This window comes from Bacillus sp. EB600, assembly GCF_024494385.1.
Classification (GTDB): domain Bacteria; phylum Bacillota; class Bacilli; order Bacillales; family Cytobacillaceae; genus JAEVLT01.
The window spans coordinates 16,653-41,837 of sequence record NZ_JAEVLT010000024.1 but is presented as its reverse complement, the minus strand read 5'-3'; the positions used below and the strand labels follow the sequence as shown (position 1 = coordinate 41,837).

Here is a 25,185-nt window from a genome sequence, read left to right as displayed (position 1 = left end):
TGGGAACTGTTTAATGACGATCATTTTGCAGTTTCCACATATATATACTTATTTATTTTATAATCCAAAGGAGGATTTTTCTAATGGGAAAAGCTAAATACGATCGTTCAAAACCGCACGTTAACGTTGGTACAATCGGACACGTTGACCATGGTAAAACTACTTTAACTGCTGCTATCACTTCTGTTCTTGCAAAGAAAGGTCATGCTGAAGCGCGTGCCTATGATCAAATTGATGGTGCTCCAGAAGAAAGAGAACGTGGAATCACAATCTCTACTGCACACGTAGAATATGAAACTGATACTCGTCACTATGCACACGTAGACTGCCCAGGACACGCTGACTATGTTAAAAACATGATCACAGGTGCTGCTCAAATGGACGGCGGTATCCTAGTAGTATCTGCTGCTGACGGCCCAATGCCACAAACTCGTGAACATATTCTTCTTTCTCGTCAAGTAGGTGTTCCGTACCTTGTTGTATTCATGAACAAGTGTGACATGGTTGACGATGAAGAACTACTAGAATTAGTAGAAATGGAAATTCGTGACCTTCTTACTGAGTATGAATTCCCTGGTGACGATATTCCTGTTATCAAAGGTTCTGCTCTTAAAGCATTAGAGGGCGACCCAGCATGGGAAGAAAAAATCATTGAACTTATGGATGCTGTTGACAGCTATATCCCAACTCCAGAACGTGACAATGCAAAACCTTTCATGATGCCTGTTGAAGATGTATTCTCAATCACTGGCCGTGGAACTGTTGCAACAGGACGTGTAGAGCGCGGACAAGTTAAAGTTGGTGACGTTATTGAAATCGTCGGTTTAACTGAAGAACCAAAATCAACAACCGTTACTGGTGTTGAAATGTTCCGTAAGCTTCTTGACTATGCAGAAGCTGGAGATAACATTGGTGCTCTTCTTCGTGGTGTTGCTCGTGAAGAAGTTCAACGTGGTCAAGTACTTGCTAAACCAGGTACTATTCACCCACACACAAAATTTAAAGCGCAAGTATATGTTCTTTCTAAAGAAGAAGGTGGACGTCATACTCCATTCTTCTCAAACTATCGCCCACAGTTTTTCTTCCGTACATCTGATGTAACAGGTGTCATTACTCTTCCAGAAGGAACAGAAATGGTAATGCCTGGCGATAATATCGAAATGACTGTTGAACTTATTGCTCCAGTTGCAATCGAAGATGGAACTAAGTTCTCTATTCGTGAAGGTGGCCGTACAGTAGGCGCTGGATCGGTTACAACTATCGAAGCATAATTTAATTAAAAGAATAAAAAGCAGGTGGGTGACGATCCACCTGCTTTTTTGTGTTTTTTTCCACTTAATTCAATTATCAATATTTTCGAAAAGATCTATTTAATGATTGACATTTACCCATAATGCTGATAATTTTATATTAAACCGATAAATTAACTAGGGATTAAGTTTTTTTAACTACTTAACAGGATATAAAAATAGTTTTTTATGTGAATGGAGGAGCATACATGTCAAATCTTCTTACCTATGAATTATTTGATAACAATACATTATTCCCAGAGTTCCCGATTGATAATGATACAAAAGGGGCTTTGAACGTCCTAGAATGGGCATATCAAAATTATTCTGATGAGGAATTAATTTATGCCTGCAGCTTTGGTATTGAGGGTATAGTCCTTATTGATTTAATTTCGAAGGTAAACGACCGGGCGAAATTAGTATTTCTTGATACGGATGTCCACTTTGAAGAGACTTACCAATTAATTGATCAAGTAAAACTAAAGTATCCAAACCTGAGAATTGAAATGAAAAAGCCTGCCCTTACACTTGAAGAACAAGCAAACGAGTATGGTGATGAGCTGTGGAAGAGCCAGCCTAACAAGTGTTGTGAAATTAGAAAAGTGATTCCTCTAAATGAGGTCCTTAGCGGCGCTACTGCATGGCTTTCAGGCTTACGCAGAGAGCAATCAGAAACAAGAAAGAACACAGAGTTTTTAAATAAGGATAACAAATTTAAATCGATTAAAATATGCCCATTAATTCATTGGACGTGGAAGGATATTTGGCGTTATGCCCACAAAAATAAATTGCCTTATAATATTCTTCATGATAAGGGTTATCCAAGTATCGGCTGCAAAACTTGCACACAACCTGTCTGGAATGAAGAAGACCTTCGTTCAGGAAGATGGAGCGGTACAGGCAAGATTGAATGCGGACTACATTTATAAGAGGGAATAAAAAATGATATTAACTTATGCAGCTTGTGCTGTTGCCTTGTTTTTTGCATTAAATATTGGAGCCAGCGGAGCTGCTGCTTCAATTAGCATCCCCTATGGCTCTGGCGCACTCCCAAACAGGAAAATAGCCTTGCTGCTCTGCGGAATTGCTATTTTCGCTGGTGCTGTTTTAGGTGGTGCTGAAGTAGTAAAAACAATTGGGAGCGATATTATCCCACATTCTTTTTTGACTGTAAAGGTTGTCCTTATTATCTTATCATCTGCTGCTGTTGCTTTATTTATTGCGAATTTACTAAGTATTCCACTTTCAACGAGTGAAATTACTGTTGGGGCAGTAGTAGGTGTGGGGGTGGCTAAGCATGCACTCTTTGTTAATAATATTCTTGTGATTGTGGGATTTTGGTTTCTTATCCCTGCTATTGGCTTTACATTTGGTTTTCTGTTTGGGAAACTTATTAAAAAGGCTGAACAGAAATATCCCCAATTAAAAAGCGGAAAAACCAAAAAAATCCTATCTATTTTTGTCATTATCATTGGTTTTTTTGAGTCCTTTTCGGCTGGAATGAATAATGTTGCAAATGCCGCAGGTCCAATCGTTGGGGCTGGCATAGTTTCTACTCAAACTGGAATTCTGATTGGGGGCTTTTTTATTGCCCTGGGGGTTGTTCTTCTTGGTAAAGGTGTCTTGCAAACCAATGCAAAAAGGATCACAAGTTTTTCTCTGCTTGAAGGTGGAGCGATTTCTGGGACGGGTGCAACGCTTGTTATTTTGGCTTCCGTTTTTGGACTTCCCGTACCACTGACACAGGTTACTAGTACGGCAATCATGGGTCTAGGAGTTGCTCAGAAAGGGAAAGAAATTTTTAAAACCAGAGTCATTAGTAAAATCGTGAAAGTTTGGATAGTTTCGCCTTTTCTAGCACTTGTTATATCATATGGATTTATAAAAATGTTTGTTGATAGTGATATTTATTCAGTCATCGTATTATTTAGCGTTTGTGCTGCCACACTAGGAACGATAAGTCTTGTAAAAACGATCAGAGAAGATAACCGGACAACTTTTGAAAATGGGGGTGGAATTTAGGCTGTTTTCCTAGTAAAATAATCAGAATAGTGGATATTGAAGAGTTAAAGGAATTTTTAGGAGGAATGTAAAATGACAGTTAGCAAACCACATGGAGGAACTTTAATTAATCGCTGGGAACCTTCCTATGACTATAAAAAGGTTGAAAAAGAAGTTGAAATTGATTTCATGGCATTAAGTGACCTAGAATTAATCGCTGTAGGGGCATACAGTCCGATTGAAGGCTTTTTAGAAAAGGAAGATTATGAGTCTGTTGTAAAAACAATGCGGCTTGCTGATGGAACAGTTTGGAGCATACCAATCACTCTTCCTGTTACTGAAGAAGCCGCTCAAAACATTCAAATTGGTGATGAAGCAAGGCTTGTATACGATCATGAAACATACGGGGTTATTACTGTTGCTGATATTTATAGGCCAGATAAAACAATTGAAGCTGAGAATGTCTATCGTACTTCAGACGATGCCCATCCTGGTGTGAAAAAGCTATATAACCGCGGAAGTGTTTATATCGGCGGAAAAATTAAATTAGTAAAACGAATTGTACGCGATAACTTCCAAGAATTTTATTTGGACCCTGCTGACACAAGAAAGGTATTTGCTGAAAAGGGATGGGAAACAGTTGTTGGTTTCCAAACAAGAAATCCTGTTCACAGAGCCCATGAATACATTCAAAAAACAGCACTTGAGTCTGTAGACGGCTTGTTCTTGAATCCGCTTGTCGGTGAAACAAAATCGGATGACATTCCTGCCGATGTCAGAATGGAAAGCTATCAGGTTCTATTAAAAAATTATTACCCACAAGATCGGGTCTTTTTAGCAGTATTTCCTGCAGCAATGCGCTATGCTGGTCCTAGAGAAGCAATTTTCCATGCTATGGTGAGAAAAAACTTTGGCTGCACACATTTTATTGTTGGCCGTGATCATGCAGGTGTTGGAAACTATTATGGAACATATGATGCCCAAGAAATCTTCAGTAACTTTACTCCAGAGGAGTTAGGCATCAATTTATTTTTCTTTGAGCACAGCTTCTATTGCACAAAGTGCGGAAACATGGCTTCAACAAAAACCTGCCCGCACGGTAAAGAAGATCATGTCATTCTGTCTGGGACGAAGGTTAGGGAAATGTTGCGCAGTGGCCAGCTTCCGCCAAGCACTTTTAGCCGTAAAGAAGTAGTTGAGGTACTTATTAGAGGTATGCAGGATAAAGAAGAACCAGTAAAAGCGTAAGGAGTCGGGGAGAAATGGTTGAAAAGAGTACAAATGTTGTTTGGCATGAAGCATCTTTATCAAAGGGCTTGCGCAGGAAGCAAAATGGACATCACAGTTTTGTCATTTGGTTTACGGGGTTATCAGGTTCTGGAAAATCAACAGTTGCCAATGCAGTGGCAACACGGTTATATGAGAATGAGATAAGAAACTATGTGCTGGATGGGGATAACATCCGCCATGGCTTAAATAAAGATCTTGGCTTCACGGAAGAAGATCGGAAGGAAAACATCCGCAGAATTGGTGAAGTTTCCAAGTTATTCGTTGATAGTGCACAGGTTGTTTTAACAGCATTTATTTCGCCATTCCAAGCCGATCGCCAGGTAGTCCGCGATCTTCTTGAGGAAGACGAGTTTGTTGAAGTGTTTGTTAAATGTCCAATAGAAGAGTGTGAAAAGAGGGATCCGAAGGGTCTTTATGTAAAGGCTAGACAAGGAATAATCTCCGATTTTACAGGAATTTCCTCTCCTTATGAGGAGCCTGAAAATCCTGAATTAGTTGTTGAAACAAACCTCTATACGATTGAGGAATGTGTAGACCAAGTCATTGCCTATTTAAAATCAAGAAAATTCATTTCTTAAGTTAAAGTAGTTCTTAAGTGGAAATTGCTTAAATAGTTGTCGCAATATGCTTGTAAGTGAGGCCCTATAAATGAATGCTGTTTTGTATGTATGTCATGGGAGCAGGGTACCTGCTTCAAGAGAACAAGCTGTCGCCTTTATCGAAAAGTGTATGAGTCAAAGCATTGCCCCGATTCAGGAATATTGTTTTCTAGAACTTGCTGCTCCAACCATTGAAGCTGCGTTTAAAAGCTGTATTAACAAGGGCGCAAGGAGAATTGTGGTTATTCCTGTGTTATTACTCACCGCTGCTCATGCAAAAAAGGATATTCCAAATGAATTAGCTAGATTAGGCTCGCTCTTCCCCGAAGTTACAATTAAATATGGAGGTCCTATTAGCGTACACCCAAAAATGATTGAACCCTTGGTTGAAAGAATATCAGAGATTGGTGAGACGATAACTGAAAACTCGATGGTACTGCTGGTCGGGAGGGGAAGCAGCGACCCAGACGTAAAACGGGACTTGAACAGAATTGCTGCTATGTTTAAGAAGAGAATAGGGATTGCACACGTTGACACATGCTTCCTAACTGCAGCAACTCCAAGCTTAGAGGACGGGCTGCAGGCAGCAGGTGATAGTAACTATGATAAAATTTTTGTTATTCCGTATCTGCTATTTACGGGGATTTTAATAAAACATCTTAATAAGATGATTGAAACACATCCTTTTAGCAGAAAGTTTTATTTGTGTAATTATTTAGGCTACCATTCCAGTATAGTGAGTATTTTAGTCGAGAAGGCAGCAGAACTATTAAAGGACAGATAATTAGCGGCATTTAGAATAAGTGTTTTATTATAGAAGAAAAGTGGTTTTTAGAAAGGAAGAGGTCATAAAAAACTGACTACTTCCTTTCTTTTTTGTTCAAAGACAAGGTCAATGGAATGAATCTTGACGACTATCTAACTGAAGCGCACAGTGCCTAATGTACTTCGCTAAGATTGTGCTTCCGCTTTTCTACCAATTATATCTTTACCTTGAAAAACAGCTTTATGCTGGTTATAATTATAAAAGTGTTGTGAAACATAAAGAATTTAAAAGAATGACTTGCGTTTGCTTTATGTTTTATGTATAATAGACAATGTTGGTCTTTGACTGCGATGATGTGGAAGGTTGCTGACACACCCGGCCGCTTTGCCATGGCGAGTGTGTAAGGAAATTTTCACGGAGAATGTCTATTTCTAAAAATAGGCGATAAAGGAGGGAAAATAATGGCAAAACAAAAAATTCGTATCCGTTTAAAAGCTTATGATCACAGAATCCTTGATCAGTCAGCAGAGAAAATCGTTGAAACAGCTAAACGTTCAGGTGCCGCCGTTTCCGGTCCGATTCCGCTTCCGACTGAAAAAACGATTTACACGATTCTTCGTGCGGTGCATAAGTATAAAGATTCTCGTGAACAGTTCGAGATGCGTACTCACAAACGTCTAATTGATATCATTAACCCAACTCCGCAAACAGTTGATTCGTTAATGCGTTTAGACTTACCATCCGGCGTTGATATTGAAATTAAACTTTAATAAAAATAAACTTTAGAAATTTAGGAGGTGTGACTTAAATGACCAAAGGAATCTTAGGAAGAAAAATTGGTATGACTCAAGTATTTGCTGAAAACGGCAATTTAATCCCGGTAACAGTAGTTGAAGCTGCTGAGAATGTTGTTCTTCAAAAGAAATCAGTTGAAGGCGATGGCTACGAAGCTATCCAAATTGGTTTTGAAGATAAACGTGAAAAGTTAGCGAACAAACCTGAAAAAGGGCATGTTGCAAAGGCAAACACTAATCCTAAGCGCTTCATTCGCGAATTCCGCGGAGTTGACTTAACAGGATATGAGGTTGGTCAAGAAGTCAAAGTTGATATTTTCGCAGCAGGCGATATCGTAGATGTAACAGGAGTATCAAAGGGTAAAGGTTTCCAAGGCTCAATCAAGCGTCATGGACAATCTCGCGGACCTATGGCTCACGGTTCTCGTTATCATCGTCGTCCTGGTTCAATGGGACCTGTTGCTCCAAACCGTGTATTCAAAGGTAAGGCATTACCTGGACGTATGGGTGGAGAACAAGTAACAGTGCAAAATCTTGAAATCGTAAAGGTTGATGTTGAACGCAACCTATTATTGATTAAAGGTAATGTTCCAGGTGCAAGAAAAGGATTAGTAAAAATTAAAAGTGCAATTAAAGGATAATTAATTCATAAGAAAGGAGGGGCTAAAGAATGCCAAAGGTAGCATTATTAAACCAAAGCGGTTCACAAGTTGGTGAAATCGAACTTAATGAATCTGTATTTGGAATTGAGCCTAACCAACACGTATTATTCGAAGCAATTGTTATGCAACGTGCTTCATTACGTCAAGGAACACATAAAGTAAAAGGACGTTCAGAAGTGAGCGGCGGTGGACGTAAGCCATGGCGCCAAAAAGGAACTGGACGTGCACGTCAAGGATCTATCCGTTCACCACAATGGCGCGGAGGTGGTACTGTATTCGGTCCCGTTCCACGCAGCTACAGCTACAAATTACCTAAAAAGGTTCGTCGTCTTGCAATTAAATCTGCACTTTCATCAAAAGTATTAGAAGAAAACATTTTAGTACTAGAAAGCCTTGCTTTCGAATCTCCAAAAACAAAAGACTTCAAAGCTGTTTTAAATGGTCTTTCTGTTGATAAAAAAGCTCTCATTGTTACAGCAGATTTAGAGGAAAACGTAGCACTTTCTGCTCGGAATATTCCTGGTGTAACAGTTGTAACAGCTGACGGTATCAATGTATTGGACGTTGTAAGCCATGATAAATTAATCATGACAAAAGCAGCGGTTGAAAAAGTAGAGGAGGTGCTTGCATAATGGATGCACGCGATATCATTAAGCGCCCCGTTATCACTGAACGTTCTACCGACTTAATGTCTGAGAAAAAATATACATTTGAAGTTGATGTTAGAGCTAATAAAACTCAAGTAAAAGACGCTGTTGAAGAAATCTTTGGTGTTGATGTTGATAAAGTTAACATCATGAACTATAAAGGTAAATTCAAACGTATGGGTAAATTTGGCGGTTACACAAACAAACGCCGTAAGGCAATTGTTAAATTAACTGCTGACAGTAAAGAAATCGAGCTATTTGAAGCTTAATACTCAAGAAGAGGAGGGAAAATAAATGGCGATTAAAAAGTACAAACCTACCTCTAACGGTCGTCGCGGAATGACTGTATCTGATTTTGCTGAAATCACTTCAACCACTCCAGAAAAGTCTCTATTAGCTCCATTAAAGAGCAAAGGCGGCCGTAACAACCAAGGTAAGTTAACTGTTCGTCATCAAGGTGGCGGTCACAAGCGTCAATATCGGATCATTGATTTTAAACGTGATAAAGATGGCATTCCAGGACGCGTTGCTACTGTTGAATACGATCCAAACCGTTCTGCAAATATAGCATTAATTAATTATGTTGATGGAGAAAAACGTTATATCCTAGCTCCTAAAAACATTCAAGTTGGTGCAGAAGTAATGTCTGGACCAGAAGCTGATATTAAAGTGGGGAATGCACTTCCACTTGTTAATATCCCAGTTGGTACAGTTGTTCATAATATTGAATTAAAACCAGGAAAAGGCGGCCAATTAGTCCGTTCTGCAGGTACATCTGCACAAGTTCTTGGTAAAGAAGGAAAATACGTATTAGTACGTTTGAATTCCGGTGAAGTTCGGATGATTCTATCTGAATGCCGTGCATCGATTGGTCAAGTTGGTAATGAACAACATGAACTTATCAACATTGGTAAAGCTGGACGTTCACGCTGGTTAGGCAAGCGCCCAACAGTTCGTGGTTCTGTTATGAACCCTAATGATCACCCACATGGTGGTGGTGAAGGACGCGCTCCTATCGGACGTAAATCACCAATGTCTCCTTGGGGTAAACCAACTCTTGGATTTAAAACACGTAAGAAGAAAAATAAATCCGACAAATTTATTGTCCGTCGTCGTAAAAAATAACGAGATTGAGCTACGGTTCACATATCGGACCGTAGGACAGTCACGAAGGGAGGTTCACTTATGGGTCGCAGCTTAAAAAAAGGACCTTTTGTTGATGAACATTTGATGATAAAGATCGAAAAGTTAAATGAAACGAATGGTAAGCAAGTGATTAAAACATGGTCACGCCGTTCAACGATCTTCCCGCAATTCATCGGTCACACAGTCGCTGTCTATGATGGTCGCAAACATGTACCTGTATATGTTACTGAAGACATGGTTGGTCACAAGCTTGGAGAATTTGCTCCAACTCGTGCTTACAAAGGCCATGGAAATGATGACAAGAAAACAAGACGTTAAGAGAGGAGGGCATCCACATGCAAGCTAAAGCTGTTGCAAGAACAGTTCGTATTGCTCCTCGTAAAGCACGTTTAGTCGTCGATTTAATTCGAGGTAAGCAAGTTGGTGAAGCGGTAGCTATTTTAAACCTTACTCCTAAGGCAGCTTCTCCAATCGTTGAGAAAGTATTAAAATCAGCTATGGCCAATGCCGAGCATAATTATGAAATGGACGTAAATAATTTAGTTGTTGCACAAGCGTTTGTAGATGAAGGAGCGACTTTGAAACGTTTCCGTCCTCGCGCAATGGGCCGTGCAAGCGCAATTAACAAACGAACTAGTCATATTACAATCGTTTTATCAGAAAAGAAGGAGGGATAATCAGTGGGTCAAAAAGTAAATCCAGTCGGTTTGCGTATTGGTATAATCCGTGATTGGGAATCAAAATGGTACGCTGGCAAAGATTTTGCTGATCTTTTACACGAAGACCTTAGAGTTCGTGAATACATCGCGAAACGTTTGAAAGATGCTTCTGTTTCTAAAGTAGAAATTGAACGTGCTGCAAACCGTGTGAACGTTACTATTCATACAGCGAAGCCTGGAATGGTTATCGGTAAAGGCGGTACAGAAGTTGAGGCTTTACGTAAAGCATTAAACCAACTTACTGGCAAGCGAGTTCACATTAACATCCTTGAAATTAAAAAAGCTGATATGGATGCGAAATTAGTTGCTGAAAATATTGCTCGTCAATTAGAAAACCGTGTATCATTCCGTCGCGCTCAAAAGCAAGTAATTCAACGTGCTATGCGTTCAGGTGCAAAAGGAATTAAAACACAAGTTTCTGGCCGTTTAGGCGGAGCAGATATCGCTCGCTCAGAACATTACAGCGAAGGAACAGTTCCACTTCATACACTTCGCGCTGACATTGACTATGCTGCAGCTGAAGCTGATACTACTTATGGTAAGTTAGGCGTAAAGGTATGGATTTATAAGGGTGAGGTCCTTCCTACTAAGAAGAAAACTGCGGAAGGAGGCAAATAATATGTTATTGCCAAAACGCGTTAAATATCGTCGTCCACACCGTGGAAGTATGAAGGGTAATTCAAAAGGCGGTACTGAAATTTCCTTCGGCGAATATGGTTTACAAGCATTAGAAGCCCATTGGATTACTAACCGCCAAATTGAAGCTGCTCGTATCGCAATGACTCGTTACATGAAACGTGGCGGTAAAGTTTGGATTAAAATTTTCCCGCATAAAGCCTTCACAGCTAAACCTTTAGAAGTTCGGATGGGTTCCGGTAAAGGGGCACCTGAAGGATGGGTAGCCGTTGTAAAACCAGGCAGAATTATGTTTGAAATCGCAGGTGTTCCTGAAGAAGTTGCTCGCGAAGCACTTCGTCTTGCAATGCATAAGCTTCCAATAAAGTGTAAGTTTGTGAAACGTGAAGAAATTGGTGGTGAATCAAATGAAAGCTAATGAAATTCGTGACCTTACCACTGCTGAACTTGAACAAAAAGTTAAATCTTTAAAAGAAGAGCTTTTTAACCTTCGCTTTCAATTGGCGACAGGACAACTTGAAAACACAGCGCGCATTCGTGAAGTACGAAAGGCGATCGCTCGTATGAAAACCGTGGTACGTGAAAGAGAAATCAACGTTAACAAGTGATAATTGAGAGGAGGTTCGCCCAATGAGTGAACGCAACCAACGCAAAGTTTACACTGGACGCGTTGTTTCTGACAAAATGGATAAAACCATTACAGTTCTTATTGAAACATATAAAAAGCATCCTCTTTACGGTAAACGCGTTAAGTACTCTAAAAAGTTTAAGGCTCATGATGAGCAAAATGAAGCTAAAATTGGCGATATCGTACGCGTTATGGAAACTCGTCCGCTTTCAGCTACAAAACGCTTCCGTTTAGTAGAAGTAGTCGAAAAAGCCGTTATTATATAATTGTTCGGATTAAGCCAATTCCGAAAGGAGGTTACACGCATGATTCAACAAGAAACACGTTTAAAAGTTGCTGATAATTCTGGTGCTCGTGAAGTACTGACAATCAAAGTACTAGGCGGTTCTGGTCGTAAGTTTGCCGGTATTGGTGATGTAATAGTTTGTGCAGTAAAACAAGCAACACCAGGTGGCGTTGTTAAAAAAGGCGACGTTGTGAAGGCTGTTGTCGTACGTACGAAAAGTGGAGCACGCCGTCCAGACGGATCATACATTAAATTTGATGAAAATGCATGTGTCATAATCCGTGATGATAAGAGCCCTCGTGGAACTCGTATCTTCGGACCAGTTGCTCGCGAACTTCGTGATAACAACTTTATGAAAATTGTTTCATTAGCTCCAGAAGTACTATAATTTTAAATTAAATGCCTTTTAAGGAGGTGCGACCAGATGCATGTAAAAAAAGGTGACAAAGTCAGAGTCATCTCTGGTAAGGATAAGGGCAAAACAGGAGTAATCCTTGCAGCCTATCCAAAAGACAGCCGTGTGCTTGTAGAGGGTGTTAACATTGTGAAAAAACATTCTAAGCCATCTCAAGTGAATCCACAGGGCGGAATCATTAACCAAGAGGCACCGATTCATGTATCAAACGTGATGCCAATCGATCCTAAGTCTGGAAACCCAACACGTGTAGGGTACCAAACGGTTGATGGAAAAAAAGTACGCGTAGCAAAATCCGGTGAAGTTTTAGATAAATAGTTTATAAAGAAGGGAGGTACACTCAATGAACCGCCTAAAGGAAAGATATGTAAAAGAGATCTCACCTGCTCTAGTGAGCAAGTTCAACTATAAATCAGTTATGCAAGTACCAAAAGTTGATAAAATCGTCATAAACATGGGTGTTGGTGATGCTGTTGCAAATGCGAAAGCACTTGATAATGCAGTAGAAGAGCTAACTACTATTACAGGACAAAAACCTGTTGTAACTCGTGCAAAAAAATCAATCGCTGGCTTCCGTCTTCGTGAAGGTATGCCGATCGGTGCGAAGGTTACACTTCGTGGTGAACGTATGTACGAATTCTTGGATAAATTAATTTCTGTTTCTTTACCACGTGTACGTGACTTCCGTGGTGTATCGAAGAAAGCATTCGATGGCCGGGGTAACTATACTTTGGGTGTTAAAGAACAATTAATCTTCCCTGAAATTGATTACGATAAAGTAAGCAAAGTTCGTGGTATGGATATTGTTATCGTAACTACTGCCAATACTGATGAAGAAGCTCGTGAACTTTTAACTCAAATTGGAATGCCGTTCCAAAAGTAATCACGAAATAAGGGAGGCGAAAACGTGGCTAAAAAGTCAATGATTGTGAAACAAAAGCGCACGCCTAAATATAAAGTACAAGAGTACACACGCTGCGAACGCTGCGGCCGTCCACACTCTGTATACCGCAAATTTAAGCTTTGCCGTATTTGTTTCCGTGAATTAGCGTACAAAGGACAAATTCCTGGTGTTAAAAAAGCTAGTTGGTAAAACTCAAAGCTGTGGAAGGAGGTAAAAATAATGGTCATGACAGATCCAATTGCTGATATGCTTACTCGCATTCGAAATGCGAATATGGTGCGTCACGAAAAGTTAGAAGTGCCTGCTTCTAATATCAAAAAACAAATCGCTGAAATTTTAAAGCGTGAAGGTTTCGTGCGTGACGTTGAATATATTGAAGATAATAAACAAGGTATCATCCGTATCTTCTTAAAATACGGTGCAAACAACCAACGTGTTATTACTGGTCTTAAACGTATAAGCAAACCAGGGCTTCGTGTTTATGCTAAATCAGATGAGGTACCTCGTGTACTTAACGGACTTGGTATTGCATTAGTTTCAACATCTACTGGTGTTGTAACAGATAAAGAAGCTCGTGCAAAACAAATCGGCGGCGAAGTATTAGCTTACGTTTGGTAATTTATTTTTTGAATGAATGGAGGTGCTCTAAATGTCTCGCGTAGGAAAAAAGCCAATCGAAATTCCAGCAGGAGTTACGGTAACTTTAAATGGTAATGTTGTTACAGTAAAAGGACCTAAAGGTGAACTTACTCGTTCATTTAATCCTGATATTGCAATCAATGTTGAAGAAAATATTATTAATGTCTCACGTCCATCTGAAACGAAAGAACATCGCGCATTGCACGGTACAACTCGCGCATTACTTTCTAACATGGTGGAAGGTGTTTCAAAAGGCTTTGAAAAAGGCTTAGAACTAATTGGGGTTGGATATCGTGCTCAAAAACAAGGTACTAAGCTTGTATTGAATGTAGGATATTCTCATCCGGTTGAAATCGAGCCAGAAGCTGGTCTTGAAATCGAAGTTCCTGTCAATACAAAAATTATTATAAAAGGAACTAACAAGGAACGAGTTGGTGCACTAGCTGCTAACATTCGTGACGTTCGTCCTCCTGAGCCTTACAAAGGTAAAGGAATCCGTTATGAAGGCGAATTTGTTCGTCGTAAAGAGGGTAAAACAGGTAAGTAATAGCTAGCCTTTATTGGTAAACGAAAGGAGTGACGTAAATGATTACGAAGACTGATAAAAACGCTACTCGCCGGAAAAGACATGCTCGTGTTCGTGCGAAACTTAGCGGAACTTCAGCTCGTCCGCGTCTAAATGTGTTCCGTTCTAACAAACACATTTATGCTCAAATTATCGATGATATGAACGGAGTTACTTTAGCAAGTGCTTCTACAATGGATAAAGATTTAGGTCTTGAGTCTACAAGTAACCTCGAAGCTGCACAAAAAATCGGTGAACTTGTAGCAAAACGTGCGGTTGAAAAGGGTATTAGTGCGGTTGTCTTTGACCGTGGAGGATACTTATATCATGGACGTATTCAAGCATTGGCTGATGCAGCCCGCGAAAACGGCCTACAATTTTAATAGTCAAAGGAGGGACACAAAAAGATGCGTCGTATTGATCCAAACAAACTTGAACTTGAAGAACGCGTGGTTACGGTTAATCGTGTTGCGAAGGTTGTTAAAGGTGGACGTCGTTTCCGTTTCACTGCTCTAGTAGTAGTTGGAGATAAAAACGGTCATGTCGGTTTCGGTACAGGTAAAGCACAAGAAGTACCTGATGCAATTCGTAAAGCAATTGAGGATGCGAAGAAAAACTTAGTGGAAGTACCAATGGTTGGTACAACAGTTCCGCACCAAGTCATTGGCCGCTTTGGCGCTGGTGAAATTCTTCTTAAGCCTGCTTCAGAAGGTACAGGGGTTATCGCTGGTGGTCCAGTTCGTGCCGTGCTAGAATTAGCAGGTGTTGCCGATATCCTTTCAAAATCTTTAGGAACAAACACACCAATAAACATGGTTCGTGCAACAATCGAAGGAATAAAACAATTAAAACGTGCTGAAGACGTAGCAAAATTACGTGGGAAATCAGTAGAAGAACTGTTAGGATAAGGGGGGAAATAAAATGGCGAATAAATTAGCAGTTACCCTCACTCGCAGTCTGATTGGTCGTCCAGAAGACCAACGTGAAACAGTAAAAGCACTAGGATTACGCAAACTTAATCAAACAGTTGAGCATCAAGATAATGCTGCTATTCGCGGCATGATCACGAAAGTGTCTCATCTTGTTACGGTTAAAGAACAATAATTTAGATCTTCTCTCAATAAGGAGGTGCCAATATGAAACTTCATGAGTTAAAACCTGCGGAAGGTTCTCGTCAAGAACCAAAGCGCAAAGGTCGCGGAATCGGTTCTGGTAACGGAAAAACAGCCGGAAAAGGACATAAAGGTCAAAATGCTCGTTCTGGTGGCGGTGTACGCCTTGGTTTTGAAGGTGGTCAAACACCACTTTTCCGTCGGTTACCAAAACGCGGATTTACAAACATCAATCGTAAAGAATATGCAGTAGTTAATCTTGACGTTTTAAATCATTTTGAAGACGGTACAGAAGTTACTCCAGAACTTCTTATCGAATCAGGGATGGTGAAAAGCGTTAAAGCAGGAATTAAAATTCTTGCTAGCGGAAACATTGAGAAAAAATTGACTGTAAAAGCTCATAAATTCTCCTCTGCTGCCAAGGAAGCTATCGAAGCTGCTGGTGGAAAAACTGAGGTGATCTAATGTTTTCAACGGTCTCCAATTTTATGCGCGTGGGTGATATAAGACGTAAGATCATATTCACCCTTTTAATGTTAATTGTATTTCGTCTTGGAACGTTTATTCCTGTACCAAGTGTAAATGCCGAAGTACTCGGCGCCCAAGATAAACTAAGTGTTTTCGGAATCTTAAATACCTTTGGCGGAGGTGCGTTAAAGCAATTCTCCATTTTTGCCATGGGGATCATGCCATACATCACTGCATCCATTATTATTCAACTCTTACAAATGGATGTTGTGCCAAAGTTTACGGAGTGGTCAAAGCAAGGAGATGCCGGACGGCGTAAGTTAGCACAGTTTACACGCTATTTTACGATCGTGCTTGGTTTTATTGAGGGACTAGGTATGTCTTATGGCTTTAATAACTTGGCAAGCGGCCAGCTAATTCAAAATCCTAGTATTGGTACCTACCTATTAATCGCTACTGTATTAACTGCAGGAACCGCATTTCTATTGTGGCTCGGTGAGCAGATTACTTCACATGGTGTCGGTAATGGAATCTCCATTATCATTTTTGCTGGTATCGTTGCTGGAATTCCAACAGTGGCAAACCAAATATATGTTCAGCAATTTGAAAATGCAGGATCTCAATTATTCCTTAGAATCGTCACTGTTTTATTAATTGTTCTAGCAGTCATTGCTGTGGTGGTTGGAGTTATTTTCTTCGATCAGGCTAAACGTAAAATTCCAATTCAGTATGCAAAACGTGTGGTTGCAGGACGGACTCCTGTTGGAGGTCAATCAACCCACATGCCATTAAAAGTGAATGCTGCAGGTGTTATTCCTGTTATCTTTGCCATTTCTTTTATTGTAACTCCAAGAACGATTGCATCATTTTTTCCAACAAATAATGTAACGGTCTGGATTCAAAACATATTTGATTATTCTCATCCAATCGGAATGGTCATTTATGCAGCATTAATTATTGCTTTTACGTACTTCTATGCCTTTATTCAGGTTAACCCTGAGCAAGCTGCAGAAAATCTACAAAAGCAGAGTGGCTATATTCCGGGAATTCGTCCAGGAAAAAGTACACAGGAATACTTAACGCGAGTATTATATCGACTGACATTTGTCGGTTCGATTTTCTTGGCAGTTGTGGCTGTACTTCCAGTTATCTTTATTCAGGTTGCCAATCTTCCGCAATCAGCTCAAATTGGTGGAACAAGTTTGCTCATCGTCGTTGGTGTAGCTCTTGAAACAATGAGACAGCTAGAAGCACAGTTGGTTAAACGCCATTATAAAGGATTTATAAAATAACTGGTTTTGGGGACATCGTTCCCTAAAACCCATTAATAGCACGAAGGGGGAATACGTGTGAATTTAGTATTAATGGGGCTTCCAGGGGCCGGAAAAGGCACCCAAGCCGAAAAAATTGTCGATCAATACGGCATCCCTCATATCTCGACTGGAGATATGTTCCGTGCAGCTATGAAAGAAGGAACAGAACTAGGCTTACAAGCACAATCATTCATGGATAAAGGCGAACTTGTTCCAGATGAAGTAACAATTGGAATTGTACGTGAACGTCTAAGTAAGGATGATTGCAGAAATGGTTTTCTACTAGATGGTTTTCCTAGAACGGTTCCTCAAGCAGAAGCATTGGAAAATATTCTTGCCAATTTAGAAAGAAAAATTGATTATGTGATCAATATCGATGTTGATAAGAGTATTTTAGTGGAGCGATTAACAGGACGTCGCATTTGTAAGAACTGTGGCGCTACCTATCACCTTATTTTTAACCCACCTGCAGCTGAAGGTGTATGTGATCGTTGTGGCGGTGAGCTTTATCAACGTGCAGATGATAATGCTGAAACAGTTCAGAATCGTTTAGATGTTAATATTAAGCAATCTAAGCCTTTATTAGATTTTTATGAAGCAAAAGGTTATTTGCGTACATTGAATGGCCAGCGTGATATTTCCGTTGTTTTTGCGGATGTTAAGCAATTACTCGGGGGATTAGCTGAATGATCGTTTGCAAGACCCTTAGGGGAATCGAGATGACAGTGAAATCACTCTACCAAGGCTTAATAGAAGTAAAAACGGGTGAACGTCTTTCAAATATCTCCCATGCGATTCAAAATTATGTTGAGGCAAATTGGATTTTCGATTGTACGCGAGTATGTGGGATGTGTTGTAGGGAAAGACTTACATGAAGATTCGGTTATTCCTCATTAGGATTCTCAAACAACGGTCCACTTAAAAAGCCTGGATATTATTGGACCCAACCGTTCATATTCCGCAAAAAAGGACATTTTGCAAAAGTTACTAGCGGACGAGATGCAGGTCAGTATGCTATAATTGTAAGGTTGTTGGATTAAAAGTATTTTTGTTGAAGACGGAGTAACTCGCGAGTTTGATACAGCAAAGTATAAGAATCCTCTACATCTTCAATTATTTTGATCAAGTATCTCCTAAAGTTCAGAATTGTACCTGAGGAAACAGTCGTGTAACGAACGGAAAGACCCGCTTGCACTTACTACGTTTTTGAATGAACGCAATCTGATAAAGAGAAGGGAGACGATTTTGATGGCTAAAGATGATGTTATTGAAATAGAGGGTAAAGTCATTGAAACTTTGCCAAACGCCATGTTTAAGGTAGAATTAGAAAATGGTCATAGTGTATTAGCTCATGTTTCAGGTAAGATCCGCATGCATTTCATTCGTATTCTGCCTGGTGACAAAGTTACTGTTGAGCTTTCACCATATGACTTAACACGCGGACGTATTACGTACCGCTTTAAATAATCTACTTGCACTCCGAACTATTAAGGAGGTTAGGATAATGAAAGTAAGACCATCTGTTAAACCGATCTGCGAAAAGTGCAAAGTTATCCGTAGACGCGGAAAAGTTATGGTTATCTGTGAAAACCCTAAACATAAACAAAAACAAGGTTAATTGAAAAGGAGGTGCACTAAAGAATGGCACGTATTGCTGGTGTAGATATTCCACGTGAAAAACGTGTAGTAATCTCTTTAACTTATATCTATGGTATTGGTAAACCAACTGCACAAAAAGTGTTAGCAGAAGCTGGTGTTTCTGAAGAGACACGTGTGCGTGATTTAACAGAAGAAGAATTGAACAAAATTCGTGATATTATTGACAAATTAAAGGTCGAAGGTGACCTTCGTCGTGAAATTTCCCTTAACATCAAACGTTTAATGGAAATCGGCAGCTACCGCGGTTTACGTCATCGTCGTGGTTTACCGGTTCGCGGACAAAACACAAAAAACAATGCACGTACTCGTAAAGGTCCTCGTAAGACTGTAGCGAACAAGAAAAAATAATCGGTAAAGGAGGTACTCATTTAAATGGCTCGTAAAACAAATACACGTAAACGCCGTGTCAAAAAGAATATTGAAGCTGGTATTGCTCATATCCGTTCAACATTTAACAATACTATTGTAACAATTACTGATATCCATGGTAATGCAATTTCTTGGTCAAGTGCAGGTGCGCTAGGATTTAAAGGTTCACGTAAATCTACTCCTTTCGCAGCGCAAATGGCAGCAGAAACTGCAGCTAAAACTTCGATGGAACATGGCATGAAAACATTAGAAGTTACAGTAAAAGGACCTGGTGCTGGACGTGAAGCAGCAATTCGTGCTTTGCAAGCAGCAGGACTAGAAGTAACGGCAATTAAAGACGTTACGCCTGTACCGCATAATGGTTGCCGCCCACCAAAACGTCGTCGTGTTTAATTTTTCTGTATAGAATTTGTATCCTTGTCAATAATGGGATATGTACTATTTTTCCGTTCTTACAGAGTCATTATTCCAGTTGTTGTGCACAAAACGGGAACGTATACATGGGGGAATTTCGGTTAGAACATTCCTAGCCGGGTTTTCGACGTTTTGAAGGAGGGTTATTTGATGATCGAAATAGAAAAACCAAAAATCGAAACGGTTGAGATCAACGAGGATGCCAAGTACGGTAAGTTCGTCGTTGAACCACTTGAGCGTGGATATGGTACCACTTTGGGTAACTCCTTACGTCGTATCCTATTATCCTCACTCCCAGGTGCAGCTGTTACAGCGATTCAAATCGATGGAGTCCTTCATGAATTCTCAACAATTGAAGGCGTCGTAGAGGATGTAACTTCCATCATCCTAAACATTAAAAAATTAGCTTTGAAAATCTACTCTGATGAAGAAAAGACACTTGAGATTGATGTTCAAAATGAAGGTGCTGTAAAGGCAGCCGATATTACACATGACAGTGATGTAGAGATTCTAAACCCTGATCTTCATATTGCTACATTAGGTGCAAATGGTCATCTTCGCATGCGTTTAACTGCAAGAAGAGGTCGCGGATATACCCAGGCTGATCAAAACAAGCGTGAAGATCAACCAATTGGTGTTATTCCAATCGACTCGATCTACACACCAGTTTCTCGGGTATCCTATCAAGTGGAAAATACACGTGTTGGCCAAATGTCCAACTACGATAAGCTAACTTTAGATGTTTGGACAGACGGAAGCACGGGACCAAAAGAAGCGATTGCACTAGGTTCGAAGATCTTGACTGAGCATTTAAATATCTTCGTTGGTTTAACTGATGAGGCTCAAAATGCTGAAATCATGATTGAAAAAGAAGAAGACCAAAAAGAAAAAGTTCTTGAAATGACTATTGAAGAACTTGATCTATCAGTTCGATCTTACAACTGCTTAAAACGTGCTGGAATTAATACTGTTCAGGAGTTAGCTAACAAGACTGAAGAAGATATGATGAAAGTACGTAACTTAGGACGCAAATCACTTGAAGAAGTGAAGGCAAAACTAGAAGAGCTTGGATTAGGCTTACGTAAGGATGACTGACTAGTTAACAAGTAATTAACTAGCTGTTTTCTTGTAAACTGTTAATCCGTTTTTATAACTTCAAAAAGGAGGGAATCCTTCATGGCATACAGAAAGTTAGGACGCACAAGCGCTCAACGTAAAGCGATGCTCCGTGATTTAACTACAGACTTAATTATCAATGAACGTATTGAAACAACAGAAACTCGTGCGAAAGAACTTCGTTCAACTGTTGAGAAAATGATCACTTTAGGCAAACGCGGTGATTTGCATGCACGTCGTTTAGCTGCTGCTTATGTACGTAACGAAGTAGCTGATGTTGAAAATGGTACAGATGCAGTACAAAAACTATTCTCTGACATTGCAACTCGTTACCAAGAGCGTCAAGGTGGTTACACTCGTATCATGAAACTTGGACCTCGTCGCGGCGACGGTGCACCAATGGTTATTATCGAGTTAGTTTAATAAGGAAAACAGACAACAAGGGCGTTGGACAGTTTTTAGATCAAACTTGTTCTCTGCCCTTTTTCTGCAGAAGAATCGAATAGTTTCGACCCAAGCCAAAAAGAGCGTTACGATGAGCGTAACTCCAATTGATTGGAGAAATTCTAAAAGTTTTAATTGTTATCTTTTAGTCTTTTTTAATTGACATGATTTCATGTAACTTTTGATTTGCTGCATCCATAGGATGCGCTGAATAATTACGTCTCGTCTAGCTCATGCACCTCCTCCCATTTCTTTATAGAAATTTCCTTTAGATAACAGATCTCTTCGATTTCTGTTTAGGGTTGGGGTGCAGGCTTTTTTTGTATTTCTAGGAAAAATGATGTGTCGGAGAATAGCGGAGACAGGGGAGGAATAACAGTTGAAAAAGCCGATTGTATCTCTGGATAATGTTTCCTTTCAGTATGATAATAGTCAAACCTACGCGTTAAAGGATGTTTCCTTCGAAATTTTTGAAGGCGAGTGGTTGGCCATCGTGGGCCATAATGGCTCAGGTAAGTCTACTATGGCGAAGCTTTTAAATGGGCTTCAATTTCCACAGCAGGGGGAGATCACCGTAGCAGGAATCAAGCTTACTGAAGCTTCCGTTTGGGATATCCGCAAGCAAATAGGGATGGTATTTCAAAATCCCGATAATCAGTTTGTCGGTACAACCGTTGAGGATGATGTGGCTTTTGGTTTAGAAAATAACGGGATCGCAAGAGAAGACATGATCCAAAGAGTGTTAGACTCATTAAAAAAAGTTAAGATGGATCAGTTTCTTAATCAAGAGCCCCACCATCTTTCCGGTGGCCAGAAGCAGCGCGTTGCCATTGCCGGGGTGCTAGCCTTAAGACCAGCGATCATTATCTTAGACGAAGCAACCTCCATGCTTGATCCAAGAGGAAGAGAAGAAGTGTTAGAAACTGTCCGTGAGCTAAAGGGAGAGAAGAACTTAACTGTTATTTCAATTACTCATGATTTGGATGAAGCCGCGAAAGCCGATCGAATGATTGTTATGAATAAAGGAATGGTTTATCGAGAAGGAACGCCCGAGGAAATTTTTTCAATGGAAGAGGAGTTAATTGAATTAGGGCTAGATATTCCCTTTGCTGTGAAAATGAGTAATGCGTTCAGGCAAAAGGGGATTGGATTATCGCAGCATTATTTATCGGAAGAAGAGTTGGTGACTGAGCTATGGACATATCGCTTCAACAAGTAGAGTACCGTTATCAGGCAAATACTCCTTTCGAGCACCTTGCCATTCAAGATGTCTCTATTGACATCCCGACGGGGACCTACATGGCTATTATTGGCCACACCGGTTCTGGTAAGTCAACGATTCTCCAGCACTTAAATGCCTTACTGCAGCCGACAGAGGGAACTGTGCTTATTGGAAACCGGGAAATTAAAGCACATCAGAAAAATAAGAATTTAAAGGATGTGCGTCAAAAGGTAGGAATTGTTTTTCAATTTCCTGAGCATCAATTGTTTGAAGAAACCGTTGAAAAGGATATTATTTTTGGCCCTATGAATTTTGGAGTTTCGGAGCAGGAAGCAAAACGAAGGGCAAGGGCCGCACTATTGCAAGTTGGTTTAGCAGAAGATATCCTTGAAAAGTCGCCATTTGATTTATCAGGAGGCCAAATGCGACGCGTTGCGATTGCCGGCGTGCTGGCAATGGATCCCGATGTCATTGTTCTGGACGAGCCTACTGCTGGATTAGATCCACGAGGACGGAAAGAAATTATGGAGATGTTTTATCAGCTTCATCAGGAAAGGAAGCTGTCAACGATATTGGTAACACACAGTATGGAAGACGCTGCGAGATATGCCGACCAAATTGTCATTATGCATCAGGGCAGGGTTGTCAAACAAGGTACTGCTGAAGAGATTTTTTCAGCACCAACTGAATTAATTAAGTTGGGTCTTGACGTTCCGGAAGTTGTTCGATTTCAGCTTAAGCTGGAAGAGAAAACAGGTGTAAAACTGGAGAAGGTCTATTTATCAATTGAAGAGTTATCCACTGCTGCTGCCCAGTCACTTCTAAGGGGTGAACGGGTATGATGGAGAAAATGATTTTTGGCCGTTATGTTCCTGTTGATTCGGTTATCCATCGGATGGATCCCCGTTCAAAATTAACGATTATTTTTTTATTTGTATGTGTTATTTTCCTTGCAAATAATTGGATGACCTACGCACTTATTGGTATTTATACATTTTTAATGCTGGGACTCTCACGTATACCATTTCGCTTTTTATACAGTGGACTAAAGCCAATTCTTTGGATTGTCATTTTTACATTGGTGCTGCAATTATTTTTTACTAAAGAGGGAAATTTGTTGTTCCAATTGGGGCCATTCAAAATATACGATGAAGGAGTCAGACAAGGGATTTTTATTTCCCTGCGTTTTTTCTTCTTAATTTTAATGACATCGTTGCTAACCTTGACGACTACTCCAATTGAAATTACTGACGGGCTGGAAACTTTGTTGAATCCATTAAAGAAGGTTCGTTTTCCTGTCCATGAACTCGCACTAATGATGTCTATTTCTTTACGGTTTATCCCTACCATAATGGAGGAAACGGATAAAATTATGAAAGCGCAAATGGCTAGAGGTGTTGAATTTTCTGGCGGACCAATTAAAGACCGGGTTAAGGCCGTAATTCCTTTACTGATTCCCTTGTTTGTAAGTTCCTTTAAACGAGCTGAAGAATTGGCGATTGCGATGGAAGCAAGAGGATACCGTGGCGGTGAAGGCCGTACAAAATACAGGCTGTTATCATGGAAGAACGCAGATACGCTGCAAATTTTATTGCTGATTGTTTTGACGGCTCTTTTATATGTACTAAGAACATAATGGAGAAAAAAGATGCAACGGTATAAATGTATCATTTCATATGATGGAACAAACTTTTCTGGATATCAGGTCCAGCCAAATAAGCGGACGGTGCAAAGCGAGCTTGAGACAGGATTAGCAAAGCTTCATAAAGGGCAAGAGGTAAAAGTATTTGCCTCCGGCCGTACCGATGCCGGTGTACATGCAAAGGGTCAGGTTATTCACTTTGATTCACCGCTTTCGATCCCTGAGTCCAGGTGGCCGACTGCATTACATTCAGTGTTGCCAAGGGATATTGCTGTCCTTTCTGTTGAGTGCGTTAGTGGCACCTTTCATGCCCGGTATAACGCTATTGGTAAGGAATATCGGTACTTTTTGTATCTATCCGCTAAACGAGATCCATTTAAGCGCAATTATGCGTATCAATGTCCATATTTTCTCGATCTTGAAGCGATGCAGGCAGCGGCTCAGCATTTGCTTGGAACACATGATTTTACAAGCTTTTGCTCAGCAAAGACCGAAGTGGAGGATAAGATCCGAACAATTAAGGAGATTCATTTTTCCATGGAGGGAGAGCTGCTGACACTCCAGTTTGTTGGAAGTGGATTTTTATATAATATGGTTAGGATTTTGGTCGGTACTCTCTTGGAAATTGGCTCAGGAGAGAGAAAGCCGGAGGATATCCCAGAACTTTTAGCAAAAAGGGATCGTTGTATAACAGGAAAAACAGCTCCAGCACATGGACTTTATTTGTGGAAGGTATTTTATTAATTTGATAATACAACCTTGCCTGGTGTAACATTTTCTTGACATTTGACTGTTAAGGCTTTAAAATATCATATGTGTGTGTTTTATACCCACGATAAAGCCCCGGAAAGTCTTAATCGTGATTAAAATATATGAAACCGAAACTTAGGCGTATAAAGGCATTAGTCTTTCATTCCCGGAACAGTTTGAAATTCTGAATGCATAACTAAAACGCGAAAAATATGATCTTTATATGGATTTAATAGGAGGGAAAATCATGCGTACAACGTTTATGGCAAATGCACAAAATATTGAACGTAAATGGTACGTTATTGATGCAGAAGGTAAGACTTTAGGTCGTTTAGCTTCTGAAGTTGCATCAATACTACGTGGTAAACATAAACCAACTTATACACCACATGTTGACACTGGTGATCATGTTATTATTCTTAATGCTTCTAAAATCGAATTGACTGGTAAAAAGTTAACTGACAAGCTTTACATTCGTCACAGCTTACATCCAGGCGGTTTAAAGACAAGAACTGCTCTTGAAATGCGTACGAACTACCCTGTAAAAATGATCGAAGGTGCTGTTCGCGGCATGCTTCCAAAAAATACTCTTGGTCGCCAAATGATTAAAAAGTTACACGTTTATGCTGGCGGCGAACATCAACACCAAGCACAAAAACCAGAAGTTTACGAACTTCGCGGATAATTTTT

The 25,185-nt window shown here is 40.0% G+C and carries 40 protein-coding genes and 1 pseudogene; all 41 read left to right on the top strand.

What is annotated here, in order from left to right:
• Nucleotides 1–83 precede the first annotated feature (83 nt).
• Nucleotides 84–1,271, top strand: coding sequence for an elongation factor Tu (gene tuf, locus JN080_RS19995; protein ID WP_256237744.1), 1,188 nt, complete (start codon nucleotides 84–86; stop codon nucleotides 1,269–1,271).
• A 227-nt stretch (nucleotides 1,272–1,498) separates the two neighbouring features.
• Nucleotides 1,499–2,218 carry a phosphoadenylyl-sulfate reductase gene (locus JN080_RS19990; RefSeq protein WP_256237743.1) on the top strand — a complete coding sequence of 240 codons (720 nt, stop codon included), beginning with the start codon at nucleotides 1,499–1,501 and terminating at the stop codon, nucleotides 2,216–2,218.
• Between the two features lie 13 nt (nucleotides 2,219–2,231).
• Complete coding sequence (locus JN080_RS19985; protein ID WP_256237742.1) at nucleotides 2,232–3,311, top strand: sulfate permease; 1,080 nt, start codon at nucleotides 2,232–2,234, stop codon at nucleotides 3,309–3,311.
• Between the two features lie 72 nt (nucleotides 3,312–3,383).
• Nucleotides 3,384–4,538, top strand: a complete 1,155-nt coding sequence (gene sat / locus JN080_RS19980; RefSeq protein WP_256237741.1) for a sulfate adenylyltransferase — start codon at nucleotides 3,384–3,386, stop codon at nucleotides 4,536–4,538.
• A gap of 14 nt (nucleotides 4,539–4,552) precedes the next feature.
• Entirely contained in the window at nucleotides 4,553–5,158 is a 606-nt protein-coding gene (gene cysC, locus JN080_RS19975) for an adenylyl-sulfate kinase (protein WP_256237740.1), read from the top strand.
• A gap of 70 nt (nucleotides 5,159–5,228) precedes the next feature.
• Entirely contained in the window at nucleotides 5,229–5,963 is a 735-nt protein-coding gene (locus tag JN080_RS19970; protein ID WP_256237738.1) for a sirohydrochlorin chelatase, read from the top strand.
• Between the two features lie 443 nt (nucleotides 5,964–6,406).
• On the top strand, nucleotides 6,407–6,715 hold the full coding sequence (gene rpsJ, locus JN080_RS19965) for a 30S ribosomal protein S10 (protein ID WP_027322659.1): 309 nt from the start codon (nucleotides 6,407–6,409) through the stop codon (nucleotides 6,713–6,715).
• Between the two features lie 38 nt (nucleotides 6,716–6,753).
• Entirely contained in the window at nucleotides 6,754–7,380 is a 627-nt protein-coding gene (gene rplC / locus JN080_RS19960) for a 50S ribosomal protein L3 (RefSeq protein WP_256237735.1), read from the top strand.
• A gap of 29 nt (nucleotides 7,381–7,409) precedes the next feature.
• Nucleotides 7,410–8,033 carry a 50S ribosomal protein L4 gene (gene rplD, locus JN080_RS19955; protein WP_256237734.1) on the top strand — a complete coding sequence of 208 codons (624 nt, stop codon included), beginning with the start codon at nucleotides 7,410–7,412 and terminating at the stop codon, nucleotides 8,031–8,033.
• Nucleotides 8,030–8,317 carry a 50S ribosomal protein L23 gene (gene rplW, locus JN080_RS19950; RefSeq protein ID WP_256237776.1) on the top strand — a complete coding sequence of 96 codons (288 nt, stop codon included), beginning with the start codon at nucleotides 8,030–8,032 and terminating at the stop codon, nucleotides 8,315–8,317. The genes rplD and rplW overlap by 4 nt, the downstream gene beginning before the upstream one ends.
• 25 nt (nucleotides 8,318–8,342) lie before the next feature.
• Nucleotides 8,343–9,173: a 50S ribosomal protein L2 gene (gene rplB / locus JN080_RS19945; protein WP_256237732.1), complete on the top strand. Its 831-nt coding sequence runs from the start codon at nucleotides 8,343–8,345 to the stop codon at nucleotides 9,171–9,173.
• Between the two features lie 60 nt (nucleotides 9,174–9,233).
• On the top strand, nucleotides 9,234–9,512 hold the full coding sequence (gene rpsS / locus JN080_RS19940; RefSeq protein ID WP_256237731.1) for a 30S ribosomal protein S19: 279 nt from the start codon (nucleotides 9,234–9,236) through the stop codon (nucleotides 9,510–9,512).
• Nucleotides 9,513–9,529: 17 nt separating this feature from the next.
• On the top strand, nucleotides 9,530–9,871 hold the full coding sequence (gene rplV / locus JN080_RS19935; RefSeq protein ID WP_256237730.1) for a 50S ribosomal protein L22: 342 nt from the start codon (nucleotides 9,530–9,532) through the stop codon (nucleotides 9,869–9,871).
• 3 nt (nucleotides 9,872–9,874) lie between these two features.
• Nucleotides 9,875–10,531, top strand: a complete 657-nt coding sequence (rpsC, locus tag JN080_RS19930; protein ID WP_256237729.1) for a 30S ribosomal protein S3 — start codon at nucleotides 9,875–9,877, stop codon at nucleotides 10,529–10,531.
• Between the two features lies 1 nt (nucleotide 10,532).
• Entirely contained in the window at nucleotides 10,533–10,967 is a 435-nt protein-coding gene (rplP, locus tag JN080_RS19925) for a 50S ribosomal protein L16 (RefSeq protein ID WP_256237728.1), read from the top strand.
• Nucleotides 10,957–11,157 (top strand): 50S ribosomal protein L29, encoded by a 201-nt coding sequence (gene rpmC / locus JN080_RS19920; RefSeq protein WP_256237726.1) that lies wholly within the window; start codon nucleotides 10,957–10,959, stop codon nucleotides 11,155–11,157. The genes rplP and rpmC overlap by 11 nt, the downstream gene beginning before the upstream one ends.
• A 22-nt stretch (nucleotides 11,158–11,179) precedes the next feature.
• Nucleotides 11,180–11,443, top strand: a complete 264-nt coding sequence (rpsQ, locus tag JN080_RS19915) for a 30S ribosomal protein S17 (protein ID WP_256237724.1) — start codon at nucleotides 11,180–11,182, stop codon at nucleotides 11,441–11,443.
• Between the two features lie 39 nt (nucleotides 11,444–11,482).
• Nucleotides 11,483–11,851 carry a 50S ribosomal protein L14 gene (rplN, locus tag JN080_RS19910; protein WP_256237723.1) on the top strand — a complete coding sequence of 123 codons (369 nt, stop codon included), beginning with the start codon at nucleotides 11,483–11,485 and terminating at the stop codon, nucleotides 11,849–11,851.
• Nucleotides 11,852–11,887: 36 nt separating this feature from the next.
• The gene (rplX, locus tag JN080_RS19905) at nucleotides 11,888–12,196 is read left to right on the top strand and encodes a 50S ribosomal protein L24 (RefSeq protein WP_256237722.1); all 309 of its coding nucleotides are present in this window, start codon (nucleotides 11,888–11,890) and stop codon (nucleotides 12,194–12,196) included.
• A 25-nt stretch (nucleotides 12,197–12,221) separates the two neighbouring features.
• The gene (gene rplE / locus JN080_RS19900) at nucleotides 12,222–12,761 is read left to right on the top strand and encodes a 50S ribosomal protein L5 (protein WP_256237721.1); all 540 of its coding nucleotides are present in this window, start codon (nucleotides 12,222–12,224) and stop codon (nucleotides 12,759–12,761) included.
• A gap of 24 nt (nucleotides 12,762–12,785) precedes the next feature.
• Nucleotides 12,786–12,971, top strand: a complete 186-nt coding sequence (locus JN080_RS19895) for a type Z 30S ribosomal protein S14 (protein WP_256237720.1) — start codon at nucleotides 12,786–12,788, stop codon at nucleotides 12,969–12,971.
• A gap of 30 nt (nucleotides 12,972–13,001) precedes the next feature.
• Nucleotides 13,002–13,400, top strand: coding sequence for a 30S ribosomal protein S8 (gene rpsH, locus JN080_RS19890; protein WP_256237719.1), 399 nt, complete (start codon nucleotides 13,002–13,004; stop codon nucleotides 13,398–13,400).
• A 31-nt stretch (nucleotides 13,401–13,431) separates the two neighbouring features.
• A complete protein-coding gene (gene rplF, locus JN080_RS19885) occupies nucleotides 13,432–13,968 on the top strand; it encodes a 50S ribosomal protein L6 (RefSeq protein WP_256237718.1) in 537 nt (178 codons plus the stop codon).
• Nucleotides 13,969–14,006: 38 nt separating this feature from the next.
• Nucleotides 14,007–14,369: a 50S ribosomal protein L18 gene (gene rplR / locus JN080_RS19880; RefSeq protein ID WP_256237717.1), complete on the top strand. Its 363-nt coding sequence runs from the start codon at nucleotides 14,007–14,009 to the stop codon at nucleotides 14,367–14,369.
• Nucleotides 14,370–14,393: 24 nt separating this feature from the next.
• Nucleotides 14,394–14,894, top strand: coding sequence for a 30S ribosomal protein S5 (gene rpsE / locus JN080_RS19875; protein WP_256237716.1), 501 nt, complete (start codon nucleotides 14,394–14,396; stop codon nucleotides 14,892–14,894).
• A 13-nt stretch (nucleotides 14,895–14,907) separates the two neighbouring features.
• Entirely contained in the window at nucleotides 14,908–15,090 is a 183-nt protein-coding gene (gene rpmD, locus JN080_RS19870; protein ID WP_256237715.1) for a 50S ribosomal protein L30, read from the top strand.
• Between the two features lie 32 nt (nucleotides 15,091–15,122).
• Complete coding sequence (rplO, locus tag JN080_RS19865) at nucleotides 15,123–15,563, top strand: 50S ribosomal protein L15 (RefSeq protein WP_256237714.1); 441 nt, start codon at nucleotides 15,123–15,125, stop codon at nucleotides 15,561–15,563.
• Nucleotides 15,563–16,858 (top strand): preprotein translocase subunit SecY, encoded by a 1,296-nt coding sequence (secY, locus tag JN080_RS19860; protein ID WP_256237713.1) that lies wholly within the window; start codon nucleotides 15,563–15,565, stop codon nucleotides 16,856–16,858. The genes rplO and secY overlap by 1 nt, the downstream gene beginning before the upstream one ends.
• 57 nt (nucleotides 16,859–16,915) lie before the next feature.
• Complete coding sequence (locus JN080_RS19855) at nucleotides 16,916–17,569, top strand: adenylate kinase (RefSeq protein ID WP_256237712.1); 654 nt, start codon at nucleotides 16,916–16,918, stop codon at nucleotides 17,567–17,569.
• 23 nt (nucleotides 17,570–17,592) lie between these two features.
• Nucleotides 17,593–17,811: pseudogene (locus JN080_RS19850) on the top strand (M24 family metallopeptidase); the annotation flags it as partial.
• Between the two features lie 316 nt (nucleotides 17,812–18,127).
• A complete protein-coding gene (gene infA / locus JN080_RS19845) occupies nucleotides 18,128–18,346 on the top strand; it encodes a translation initiation factor IF-1 (protein ID WP_027322634.1) in 219 nt (72 codons plus the stop codon).
• Nucleotides 18,347–18,383: 37 nt separating this feature from the next.
• Nucleotides 18,384–18,497 carry a 50S ribosomal protein L36 gene (gene rpmJ / locus JN080_RS19840; protein WP_000868344.1) on the top strand — a complete coding sequence of 38 codons (114 nt, stop codon included), beginning with the start codon at nucleotides 18,384–18,386 and terminating at the stop codon, nucleotides 18,495–18,497.
• Nucleotides 18,498–18,520: 23 nt separating this feature from the next.
• Nucleotides 18,521–18,886, top strand: coding sequence for a 30S ribosomal protein S13 (rpsM, locus tag JN080_RS19835; RefSeq protein WP_256237711.1), 366 nt, complete (start codon nucleotides 18,521–18,523; stop codon nucleotides 18,884–18,886).
• Between the two features lie 24 nt (nucleotides 18,887–18,910).
• The gene (gene rpsK / locus JN080_RS19830) at nucleotides 18,911–19,300 is read left to right on the top strand and encodes a 30S ribosomal protein S11 (protein ID WP_256237710.1); all 390 of its coding nucleotides are present in this window, start codon (nucleotides 18,911–18,913) and stop codon (nucleotides 19,298–19,300) included.
• A gap of 171 nt (nucleotides 19,301–19,471) precedes the next feature.
• Nucleotides 19,472–20,416, top strand: a complete 945-nt coding sequence (locus tag JN080_RS19825; RefSeq protein ID WP_256237709.1) for a DNA-directed RNA polymerase subunit alpha — start codon at nucleotides 19,472–19,474, stop codon at nucleotides 20,414–20,416.
• A gap of 81 nt (nucleotides 20,417–20,497) precedes the next feature.
• On the top strand, nucleotides 20,498–20,860 hold the full coding sequence (rplQ, locus tag JN080_RS19820; RefSeq protein ID WP_256237708.1) for a 50S ribosomal protein L17: 363 nt from the start codon (nucleotides 20,498–20,500) through the stop codon (nucleotides 20,858–20,860).
• 400 nt (nucleotides 20,861–21,260) lie between these two features.
• Entirely contained in the window at nucleotides 21,261–22,100 is an 840-nt protein-coding gene (locus JN080_RS19815; protein ID WP_256237707.1) for an energy-coupling factor ABC transporter ATP-binding protein, read from the top strand.
• Nucleotides 22,076–22,945, top strand: a complete 870-nt coding sequence (locus tag JN080_RS19810) for an energy-coupling factor ABC transporter ATP-binding protein (RefSeq protein WP_256237706.1) — start codon at nucleotides 22,076–22,078, stop codon at nucleotides 22,943–22,945. Before JN080_RS19815 ends, JN080_RS19810 begins: the two co-directional genes overlap by 25 nt.
• A complete protein-coding gene (locus tag JN080_RS19805; RefSeq protein ID WP_256237705.1) occupies nucleotides 22,942–23,739 on the top strand; it encodes an energy-coupling factor transporter transmembrane component T family protein in 798 nt (265 codons plus the stop codon). Before JN080_RS19810 ends, JN080_RS19805 begins: the two co-directional genes overlap by 4 nt.
• A gap of 12 nt (nucleotides 23,740–23,751) precedes the next feature.
• Nucleotides 23,752–24,489, top strand: a complete 738-nt coding sequence (gene truA / locus JN080_RS19800) for a tRNA pseudouridine(38-40) synthase TruA (protein WP_256237704.1) — start codon at nucleotides 23,752–23,754, stop codon at nucleotides 24,487–24,489.
• Nucleotides 24,490–24,742: 253 nt separating this feature from the next.
• A complete protein-coding gene (rplM, locus tag JN080_RS19795; RefSeq protein ID WP_256237703.1) occupies nucleotides 24,743–25,180 on the top strand; it encodes a 50S ribosomal protein L13 in 438 nt (145 codons plus the stop codon).
• The last annotated feature ends 5 nt before the right edge of the window (nucleotides 25,181–25,185 follow it).

Bases quoted from the DNA above. Each gene is read 5' to 3' on its own strand.
- rplV (WP_256237730.1), top strand. From the start codon at position 9,530: ATGCAAGCTAAAGCTGTTGCAAGAACAGTTCGTATTGCTCCTCGTAAA.
- JN080_RS19970 (WP_256237738.1), top strand. From the start codon at position 5,229: ATGAATGCTGTTTTGTATGTATGTCATGGGAGCAGGGTACCTGCTTCA.
- rplF (WP_256237718.1), top strand. From the start codon at position 13,432: ATGTCTCGCGTAGGAAAAAAGCCAATCGAAATTCCAGCAGGAGTTACG.
- cysC (WP_256237740.1), top strand. From the start codon at position 4,553: ATGGTTGAAAAGAGTACAAATGTTGTTTGGCATGAAGCATCTTTATCA.
- rplM (WP_256237703.1), top strand. From the start codon at position 24,743: ATGCGTACAACGTTTATGGCAAATGCACAAAATATTGAACGTAAATGG.
- rplO (WP_256237714.1), top strand. From the start codon at position 15,123: ATGAAACTTCATGAGTTAAAACCTGCGGAAGGTTCTCGTCAAGAACCA.
- rplP (WP_256237728.1), top strand. From the start codon at position 10,533: ATGTTATTGCCAAAACGCGTTAAATATCGTCGTCCACACCGTGGAAGT.
- rplB (WP_256237732.1), top strand. From the start codon at position 8,343: ATGGCGATTAAAAAGTACAAACCTACCTCTAACGGTCGTCGCGGAATG.
- rplX (WP_256237722.1), top strand. From the start codon at position 11,888: ATGCATGTAAAAAAAGGTGACAAAGTCAGAGTCATCTCTGGTAAGGAT.
- truA (WP_256237704.1), top strand. From the start codon at position 23,752: ATGCAACGGTATAAATGTATCATTTCATATGATGGAACAAACTTTTCT.
- JN080_RS19825 (WP_256237709.1), top strand. From the start codon at position 19,472: ATGATCGAAATAGAAAAACCAAAAATCGAAACGGTTGAGATCAACGAG.
- rplE (WP_256237721.1), top strand. From the start codon at position 12,222: ATGAACCGCCTAAAGGAAAGATATGTAAAAGAGATCTCACCTGCTCTA.
- infA (WP_027322634.1), top strand. From the start codon at position 18,128: ATGGCTAAAGATGATGTTATTGAAATAGAGGGTAAAGTCATTGAAACT.
- rpsH (WP_256237719.1), top strand. From the start codon at position 13,002: ATGGTCATGACAGATCCAATTGCTGATATGCTTACTCGCATTCGAAAT.
- JN080_RS19810 (WP_256237706.1), top strand. From the start codon at position 22,076: ATGGACATATCGCTTCAACAAGTAGAGTACCGTTATCAGGCAAATACT.
- JN080_RS19985 (WP_256237742.1), top strand. From the start codon at position 2,232: ATGATATTAACTTATGCAGCTTGTGCTGTTGCCTTGTTTTTTGCATTA.
- rplN (WP_256237723.1), top strand. From the start codon at position 11,483: ATGATTCAACAAGAAACACGTTTAAAAGTTGCTGATAATTCTGGTGCT.
- secY (WP_256237713.1), top strand. From the start codon at position 15,563: ATGTTTTCAACGGTCTCCAATTTTATGCGCGTGGGTGATATAAGACGT.
- rpsJ (WP_027322659.1), top strand. From the start codon at position 6,407: ATGGCAAAACAAAAAATTCGTATCCGTTTAAAAGCTTATGATCACAGA.
- rpmJ (WP_000868344.1), top strand. From the start codon at position 18,384: ATGAAAGTAAGACCATCTGTTAAACCGATCTGCGAAAAGTGCAAAGTT.
- rpsM (WP_256237711.1), top strand. From the start codon at position 18,521: ATGGCACGTATTGCTGGTGTAGATATTCCACGTGAAAAACGTGTAGTA.
- sat (WP_256237741.1), top strand. From the start codon at position 3,384: ATGACAGTTAGCAAACCACATGGAGGAACTTTAATTAATCGCTGGGAA.
- JN080_RS19990 (WP_256237743.1), top strand. From the start codon at position 1,499: ATGTCAAATCTTCTTACCTATGAATTATTTGATAACAATACATTATTC.
- rplQ (WP_256237708.1), top strand. From the start codon at position 20,498: ATGGCATACAGAAAGTTAGGACGCACAAGCGCTCAACGTAAAGCGATG.
- rplD (WP_256237734.1), top strand. From the start codon at position 7,410: ATGCCAAAGGTAGCATTATTAAACCAAAGCGGTTCACAAGTTGGTGAA.
- rpmC (WP_256237726.1), top strand. From the start codon at position 10,957: ATGAAAGCTAATGAAATTCGTGACCTTACCACTGCTGAACTTGAACAA.
- rplC (WP_256237735.1), top strand. From the start codon at position 6,754: ATGACCAAAGGAATCTTAGGAAGAAAAATTGGTATGACTCAAGTATTT.
- rpsE (WP_256237716.1), top strand. From the start codon at position 14,394: ATGCGTCGTATTGATCCAAACAAACTTGAACTTGAAGAACGCGTGGTT.
- rpsS (WP_256237731.1), top strand. From the start codon at position 9,234: ATGGGTCGCAGCTTAAAAAAAGGACCTTTTGTTGATGAACATTTGATG.
- rpsK (WP_256237710.1), top strand. From the start codon at position 18,911: ATGGCTCGTAAAACAAATACACGTAAACGCCGTGTCAAAAAGAATATT.
- rpsQ (WP_256237724.1), top strand. From the start codon at position 11,180: ATGAGTGAACGCAACCAACGCAAAGTTTACACTGGACGCGTTGTTTCT.
- rpmD (WP_256237715.1), top strand. From the start codon at position 14,908: ATGGCGAATAAATTAGCAGTTACCCTCACTCGCAGTCTGATTGGTCGT.
- rplR (WP_256237717.1), top strand. From the start codon at position 14,007: ATGATTACGAAGACTGATAAAAACGCTACTCGCCGGAAAAGACATGCT.
- tuf (WP_256237744.1), top strand. From the start codon at position 84: ATGGGAAAAGCTAAATACGATCGTTCAAAACCGCACGTTAACGTTGGT.
- JN080_RS19805 (WP_256237705.1), top strand. From the start codon at position 22,942: ATGATGGAGAAAATGATTTTTGGCCGTTATGTTCCTGTTGATTCGGTT.